The sequence below is a fragment of the Moorena sp. SIO1F2 genome, assembly GCF_010672755.1.
GTDB lineage: Bacteria > Cyanobacteriota > Cyanobacteriia > Cyanobacteriales > Coleofasciculaceae > Moorena.
In genome coordinates, this window is sequence record NZ_JAAHFV010000338.1 from 1 (window position 1) to 6,972 (window position 6,972).

Here is a 6,972-nt window from a genome sequence, read left to right on the forward strand (position 1 = left end):
GAGATGGGTCATGACATTCAGGTTATGGCAGATAGCATAAATTTTGGTAAAGGTCAAGTAATTTGGCGTCACTCAGGGGTTTTGGTAGCGGCATCTGAACCCCGTGGTGATGGATTAGCGTTAGTAGGTTGAAATGCTAGAGCCATCCCGAGGGAAAAATTTGTGAACAATCGACCACCTTCTCAGGAAAAGACACCTTTATTAGATGCTCTGCGGGCATCAGCCCACAAGCCCCATGCGGCCTTTTATACACCAGGACACAAACAAGGCAAGGGAATACCAGAGCCATTAGCGGATTTGCTGGGACAATCAGTATTTCGGGCTGATTTGCCAGAATTACCGGAGTTAGATAATCTTTTTGCTCCAGAAGGGGTAATCCAAGAAGCCCAAGACCTAGCAGCAGCAGCCTTTGGTGCTAGCAAAACTTGGTTCCTAGTCAACGGTTCCACCTGTGGGGTGATGGCTGCTATAGTAGCCACCTGTTATACCGGGGACAAAATCCTATTACCGCGCAATATCCACCAATCCGCGATCGCAGGATTAGTCTTGTGTGGTGCTATCCCGATCTTTATTAACCCCGAGTACGACCCATCAACAGACTTGGTTTATAGCATCACCCCAAGTGCAGTTAACCAAGCCTTGAGTGAACATCCGGACACCAAAGCAGTGATGATGGTGTATCCAACCTATCAAGGAATCTGTGGTGACATAAAAGCGATCGCAAAAATAGTTCACCAACATAATATTCCCCTACTGGTGGATGAAGCCCATGGACCTCACTTTGCCTTCCATCCCGATTTACCCCTGGATGCCCTATCAGCCGGAGCCGATTTAACCGTACAATCAACTCATAAAGTACTCGGTGCCATGACTCAAGCATCGATGTTGCACATTCAGGGCAATCGCATTGATGCTCAGCGCTTGAGTAAAGCATTACAACTAGTTCAATCCACCAGTCCCAGTTATTTACTACTCGCTTCCCTAGATGCCGCACGGCAACAAATGGCACTCCATGGAGAACGACTGATGAGTCGTACCTTGCAGCTAGCCCAGGATGCCAGAAGTAAAATCAGCCTTCTTCCAGGATTATCAGTTTTAGAACCGATAAAACCCCTAAAATTCCAAGCCCTAGACCCAACTCGCTTAACCGTAAGAGTGACCGAATTAGGATTAAGTGGATTTGAAGCCGATGAAATTCTTGATCAACAGCTTGGTGTCACAGCGGAGTTACCCACACTTCACCACTTAACCTTTATCATTAGCCTAGGCAATACCGAAACAGATATTCAGCAACTTGTACAAGCTTTCACCAAACTTGCCCAAAATCATGACAATTCCTCCACCGAGCAACCTGCCTTCTGTAACCTGCCTTCTGCAACCTGCAACCTGCAACCCTTACTCTCCCCCCGTGAAGCCTTCTTTGCTCCCACCGAAACCCTACCAGTAACGGAAACCATAAACCGAATCAGTGCCGAATTAATCTGTCCCTATCCACCAGGAATACCAGCCCTAATGCCAGGAGAACAAATCAAATCAAATACTATTGAATACCTCCAAAAAATTCTCAGCTTAGGTGGTTCAATTACCGGTTGTAGCGACCCCAGCCTCCAAACCCTAAACGTCATCATTGACTAATTAGGTGAGGTACCTCGTCCTGGCTTAATGGGAATAGGGAGTAGGGAGTCGGGAGTCGGGAGTCGGGAGTCGGGAGTAGAGAGTCGGGAGTAGCGCTGCAAAGAGGTATTGGGGGTTTCCCTTAATAGGAAGAAAATTGAATGTACCTCATAAGTATGATCAACGCTATAATCTTTGTAAATATTTATGGTTATTCCGGACAAAGTGATGCTAATTTGTAATAATATTGAGCTCCTATTTAGGATAAAAAATAAATTCTAAAACTATCAAAAATCGACAAATCGTTTTAGTCGATTACTGTGTCAATTAAACTTCAAAAATTAGCCTAACAGGTACCGAACAGCCATATTTATAATACTCTTTTTGTGTTCTCTACCTCAAGTGGTTAGTTTAATAAATCAAAATAACTAAAGGAAAAAAAATACCCCGAAACCTAAATACCACAAATGTCATCCCCAATTTGGCCATACATTACTCCTGGAATCCCAGATCACCTCTTTGAACGCCTACCCGGTATTCCCTTAAGTAAGCGAGAAGTCAGGCTGCTGATCATTTCTGCCCTACGACTAGGAAGCCAAGACCGGTTGTGGGACATCGGTGCTGGAACCGGTACCATTCCTGTAGAAATTGGACTACTGTGTCCCAAAAGTGAGATTATTGCCGTTGAACGGGATGAAGAAGTAGCCAACCTGATTCGACACAATTGCGATCGCTTTAATGTCACCAACGTAGAAGTCATCGAAGGTAACGCCCCAGAATGTCTCAAAGATCTACCATTGAAACCCCACCGAGTTTGCCTTGAAGGAGGACGACCAATCAAAACTCTACTCAAAGAAGTCTGGCCCTACCTACAATCTCCAGGGAGGATAGTCGCAACCACCAACAATCTAGAAGGACTCTATGCCATCTCAGAAGGCTTAGCGGAGTTACAGGCTCGCAATATCGAAGTCGTTCAGTCAGCCGTCAATCGCCTAGAGACACGGGGGAATTATCAAACATTTGCAGCAGTTAACCCCATTTTTATTCTTAGTGGAGAGAAGTTAGAGTAAGGAATAGACCCATTCAGGGAACAAAATTAACAATAATAATATAAATAATCTGTTCTTGTGTCAGAACAGGAGTGTCAAAAAAAAACGTCATATGCCCTGGTTACGGATTTTTAGTGGAATAGTTGCGATCGCCCTGGCGATGGGGATGATCTTACTTGGGGGATGGTATTTTACCATCGGCTTCTGTGTCATTGTCTATTTAGGTCAGTTAGAACTTTTTCAACTAGTAAAAGCGAAAGGCATGGTGCCAGCAACCAAAAGCACCATGTTTGTGTCTCAGCTACTACTAATTACAGCTACCATTTCACCAACCCTGGCTGATGCGGTGTTTCCCATTGCTGGAACATTTATTTGCTTTTACTTACTCTTCCAACCCAAGATAGCAACCATTGCGGATATTGGGGCTTCCATATTGGGTTTACTCTATGGTGGTTATCTGCCCGGCTATTGGGTCCGTCTGCGAGTAGGTTTGACTGAAACGTCCTCCCTAGCTAGAGATACTACAGTCGCCGCTACGAACCTACCCGAGAGTGAATACTGGTCTAATTTTTCGATAAATCTGAGTCACCTACCTGCTGGGTTAAGTACAACTCTCCTAGCATTTAGCTGTATTTGGGCAGCAGATATCGGAGCTTACACCTTCGGAAAATTTTTTGGTCGCACTCGCCTTTCTATGATCAGTCCTAAAAAAACTGTGGAAGGCGCTATATTTGGCCTTGTCAGTAGTATTGCTGTAGGAATCGCAGGAGCTTGGTATCTGAATTGGCCGTGCTGGCAGTTGAGTGGCATGATGCTCGGAGTAATCATTGGTGTAGCTAGCCTCTTAGGAGACTTAACGGAGTCCTTAATGAAACGGGATGCTGGTGTCAAGGATTCCGGGCAATTAATTCCTGGTCATGGTGGCATTTTAGATCGAACAGACAGCTATGTGTTCACTGCCCCTTTGGTGTATTATTTTGTCACTCTGTTACTACCACTGTTACCGACCTCCCTGTAGTCTGGTTTCAAGGTCAGAATTGGTTCGGTTGATTGATGGCAATACGCAATACATTGATGGCAATACCAAGTTGCGCTACCTTGACTTCGATTGTTAGTTGAGTAGACTAAAAATTTATAGCGGTTTCCAGCTCAGTAGAATACATATTAGCTTCTGGGAAATTCCCACTGCAATCACCAGCTGTATTCGAGAATAAAAACCTGAAAACCGCTATAAAAGTGCATTCTGGATTGGGTAGACGGTAGAAAACACACATGAGCAGATGGGAGTAAATGGTGCTACATATCAATGCAACTTGGGATAACTATCATGTCCGGATTATAATTAATGTAGGCAAAGACAGAACCAGCAAACGGTTTTTTTGGTTCAAACCCAGCTTGGTGCTAATCACTAATTAAGAATTACGCTAATCACTAATTACGAATTACGCTAATCACTAATTACGATACTAATTAATTAAGATGATTAGTGAGATGATTAGTGAGATGATTAGTTACTAGTGTGATTGTTGAGTTCGAACAGAGCCGAATGAGCTACTTCTAGGCTTAGGCGGACTTGTTCTATAGAAGACAAAGAGTGCCACTGTTCAGATTTAACTGAACCACTGACATTCATGGAGTCTGAGCTACTGCGCATGGCGTAAGCCCACGGACGAGCTAACACCAATAGATCGTCTTCTGTCCAGTTTTGTAACAATGGCTTGACACAAAGCACAAGTTGCTCTGCTAAGGACAAGTTCTTGTGAACAACCTCTTGAGCTCTCGAAGCGATCGCTTCGAGCCATTCTGGAGGCATGCAAGAAGCACATCCGTTAGCTAAAGCTGCCTTCAACGAGTCAATGGTGGATTCGATGCTCGATTCGATGGTTGATTCGATGGTTGATTCGAGCGGTAATTCCCAACACTGATTTAGTCGCTGAAAAAAGGCAAGAGATTCCTGAGCAATTTCCTGGTGATCTTGGATTTCGTCCAGGGAAAAACCTGCTTCTAGCTTAGCAAAATAAGCTTCTGCTTCTGGATGAGTTGGATCCCAAGGATAAAACTCCTCTTCTGGCTGTAATAGTAATTCTAGTAGTTCTTCTTGGATTTGAACCGAAGTATCCTCAAAATATGATTGTTGATGTTCTTGATATTGAATAGCTTGGCTGTTCATAATGCCCCTCCTGTTTGGGTTAGTAGATGAAACCTGACATAAAATAGCTACATCAATTTTTGAGGAAGTTCCGCAACAGCTGAAAAAATAATCTGGACTTCTCAGTTTTGTTTAATTCCCATGGCAACACCACTTTCGTTCCTCAACTTATGTGTGATCTATGTGAGCTATTGAGAGAAGCTCTTAGGTAGACAGCCACTAGTTGCAATTTGACTCTAAGCAGTGTTTAGCGTGAAACTTCCATTGTTAACAGCATAGTTAACAGCATAAGCTGCACTTTATCCTCGGCACGAGGATAGTCCGACTCAAGATTCTGGGGAGTCAATAATAAACTCGAAGATCTGACCACGAGGACCACCAAACTTAAGCTGAATACCCGACCTTAGCTGAACTTCCTGATGATGAACGGTTTTCCAACCATTATCGATTAATATTCTCGTCCCATTACGAGAAAAATCCCTCAAGAAGTAAGTTGGATCCGAGCCTTGGTCAGTGAAAGCATCACGGCAGATAATTTCAGCATGTTGCTTACTAACACAAACTTCGGGAATCACCAAATCGTTGTAAGATTGTAGGCGTCCCACTCGCATCACTCCACCTCGAATCGGCCAGACCTGATCGGTTTTTCCAATCGAACGCAAAGATGCCGTTGGGGCAGGACTTTCAACCCAGCTTGAGGTGATGGTGGGCAGTTCTGTAATTCCTTCTCCCACCGGTTGGATTAATTCCCCTTCAAACTGAGGATGCATATAAAGGATAGGCAAGGTCCAGGCTGGTTGGTTAAACTTGTAAAGGGTCAACAGGTGCTGTCTGGCCACAGCTACAGCATGGTCAATGGGCATCCGCTCTGCCAAGGCTTGGGCGAATGCTTTAATAAAACTCACGGCTTCTTGGTCAGCAATGGAGTCCCGCATCCCCAAAACTGCTGGAACACCTTGGTGAATGAGCACCTCAGCTAAACTACTACGGGGAATGGTTTGGGAATTCACTTGGTCAGGTTTGGCACTCCAACAGGCATTGAATACAGCTAAGGTAACCTGGGTGCGCACCAGAACCTGAGCCAATTCCGTACCACTAATTTTCGCATCCGAGCGTAAAAATAGCAAACCTCCGTCTGGTGCGCTTTCACCATGACCGGCATAGAATAGGATGTTATAGGCACCGGTTTCCAGTGCTTTAATCAGTTCAGCTGGTGTCGGTTGTATTAGTTTTGAGACGTTGCAGGTAACTGGTGGAACGGATTGGTTCCTAGAAGTTTGAGCGGCTCTACCAGCTTGAAGGGCATTTACCAAGGTAGCCGCTTCTTTTTCGAGATCCAAATTGGTAGTCGAACCATTAAATTTTTGAACCTTCTCTCCTAGAACTAACAAAATATTGAGAGCCTGGTGGGAGCGCAGGGGTTCGAGGGCGTCTACATCACTAGTTGTGCGGCTAAACAGGATTTGCTGAGAAAGGGAAATTGCCTGTTTACCCGCCATGGGTTGTATAATTTCCCAGGGGAGGGGAATGAAATCTGGAGCGCGGACTTCCAAGCGCAGGCGAAGGGGTTTATTTTGTCCCAAGGCAATGCCTTGACTTCGTTCGAGGGCATTGCGAATTGAGCCTTGAAACAGCCACTGCCACAGGTCAATGCCCAAACCTTGCATCAAACGACCACTGTAGCTAATCTCCGGACCTGTAGCACCGTTTTGATTCTCTGAGGGCAAAGTTGTGGGATACTGGTTGTGATGACCACTAATCGGCACATGGTTTGAAAATGGGGAAAACATTTCCTGCCAAGCCAGCCATGACTGAGTCATGTATTCAGACCAAGTAGAATCATGATGAACCATACCCCCTGGGTAAGGAGCTTTCAGCACCCAGATAGCCAGGTTTTCTCTGCCAGCGGCAGATAGACGAGCGATCGCTAAACTGAGGCAAGGATTTTCGATACCAGACATTAAAGGTTCATCATTATAGGGAATATACCGATGTTTTGATCACTCTATCGAGTCTTGGGTGGTATTGGCGCTATCAATAATGAGGAATTGGTCATTAGTAGGACATCATTAGTTTCCAGTTCTTAGTTGAGGAGTTGAGTGGTTAGTCAGAATCAATGGTGATCTAAAAATTAAAAGCGATAAGCTAATAACTAATTCA

General features: G+C 44.6%; 6 protein-coding genes. 3 read left to right on the plus strand and 3 right to left on the minus strand.

Going from position 1 to position 6,972, the window contains the following annotated elements:
• Positions 1-162: 162 nt before the first annotated feature.
• Complete coding sequence (locus tag F6J94_RS27425) at positions 163-1,635, plus strand: aminotransferase class I/II-fold pyridoxal phosphate-dependent enzyme (protein WP_293046109.1); 1,473 nt, start codon at positions 163-165, stop codon at positions 1,633-1,635.
• Here the strand turns inward: F6J94_RS27425 and F6J94_RS27430 are convergent.
• Entirely contained in the window at positions 1,632-1,838 is a 207-nt protein-coding gene (locus tag F6J94_RS27430) for a hypothetical protein (protein ID WP_293046112.1), read from the minus strand. The two genes, F6J94_RS27425 and F6J94_RS27430, sit on opposite strands and share 4 nt — an antisense overlap.
• 243 nt (positions 1,839-2,081) lie before the next feature.
• Between F6J94_RS27430 and cbiT the strand changes: the two genes are divergently transcribed.
• Positions 2,082-2,684, plus strand: coding sequence for a precorrin-6Y C5,15-methyltransferase subunit CbiT (cbiT, locus tag F6J94_RS27435; protein ID WP_075897007.1), 603 nt, complete (start codon positions 2,082-2,084; stop codon positions 2,682-2,684).
• Positions 2,685-2,775: 91 nt separating this feature from the next.
• Positions 2,776-3,681, plus strand: a complete 906-nt coding sequence (locus F6J94_RS27440) for a phosphatidate cytidylyltransferase (protein WP_293046116.1) — start codon at positions 2,776-2,778, stop codon at positions 3,679-3,681.
• 489 nt (positions 3,682-4,170) lie between these two features.
• Here the strand turns inward: F6J94_RS27440 and F6J94_RS27445 are convergent, their stop codons facing one another.
• Together F6J94_RS27445 and F6J94_RS27450 are read right to left on the minus strand one after the other, a co-directional pair.
• On the minus strand, positions 4,171-4,833 hold the full coding sequence (locus tag F6J94_RS27445; protein ID WP_293046121.1) for a hypothetical protein: 663 nt from the start codon (positions 4,831-4,833) through the stop codon (positions 4,171-4,173).
• Positions 4,834-5,138: 305 nt separating this feature from the next.
• Entirely contained in the window at positions 5,139-6,773 is a 1,635-nt protein-coding gene (locus tag F6J94_RS27450; RefSeq protein ID WP_293046126.1) for a CHAT domain-containing protein, read from the minus strand.
• Positions 6,774-6,972: the final 199 nt, after the last annotated feature.

Coding starts and splice junctions, on each gene's coding strand:
- cbiT (WP_075897007.1), top strand. CDS start 2,082: ATGTCATCCCCAATTTGGCCATACATTACTCCTGGAATCCCAGATCAC.
- F6J94_RS27440 (WP_293046116.1), top strand. CDS start 2,776: ATGCCCTGGTTACGGATTTTTAGTGGAATAGTTGCGATCGCCCTGGCG.
- F6J94_RS27445 (WP_293046121.1), bottom strand. CDS start 4,833: ATGAACAGCCAAGCTATTCAATATCAAGAACATCAACAATCATATTTT.
- F6J94_RS27450 (WP_293046126.1), bottom strand. CDS start 6,773: ATGTCTGGTATCGAAAATCCTTGCCTCAGTTTAGCGATCGCTCGTCTA.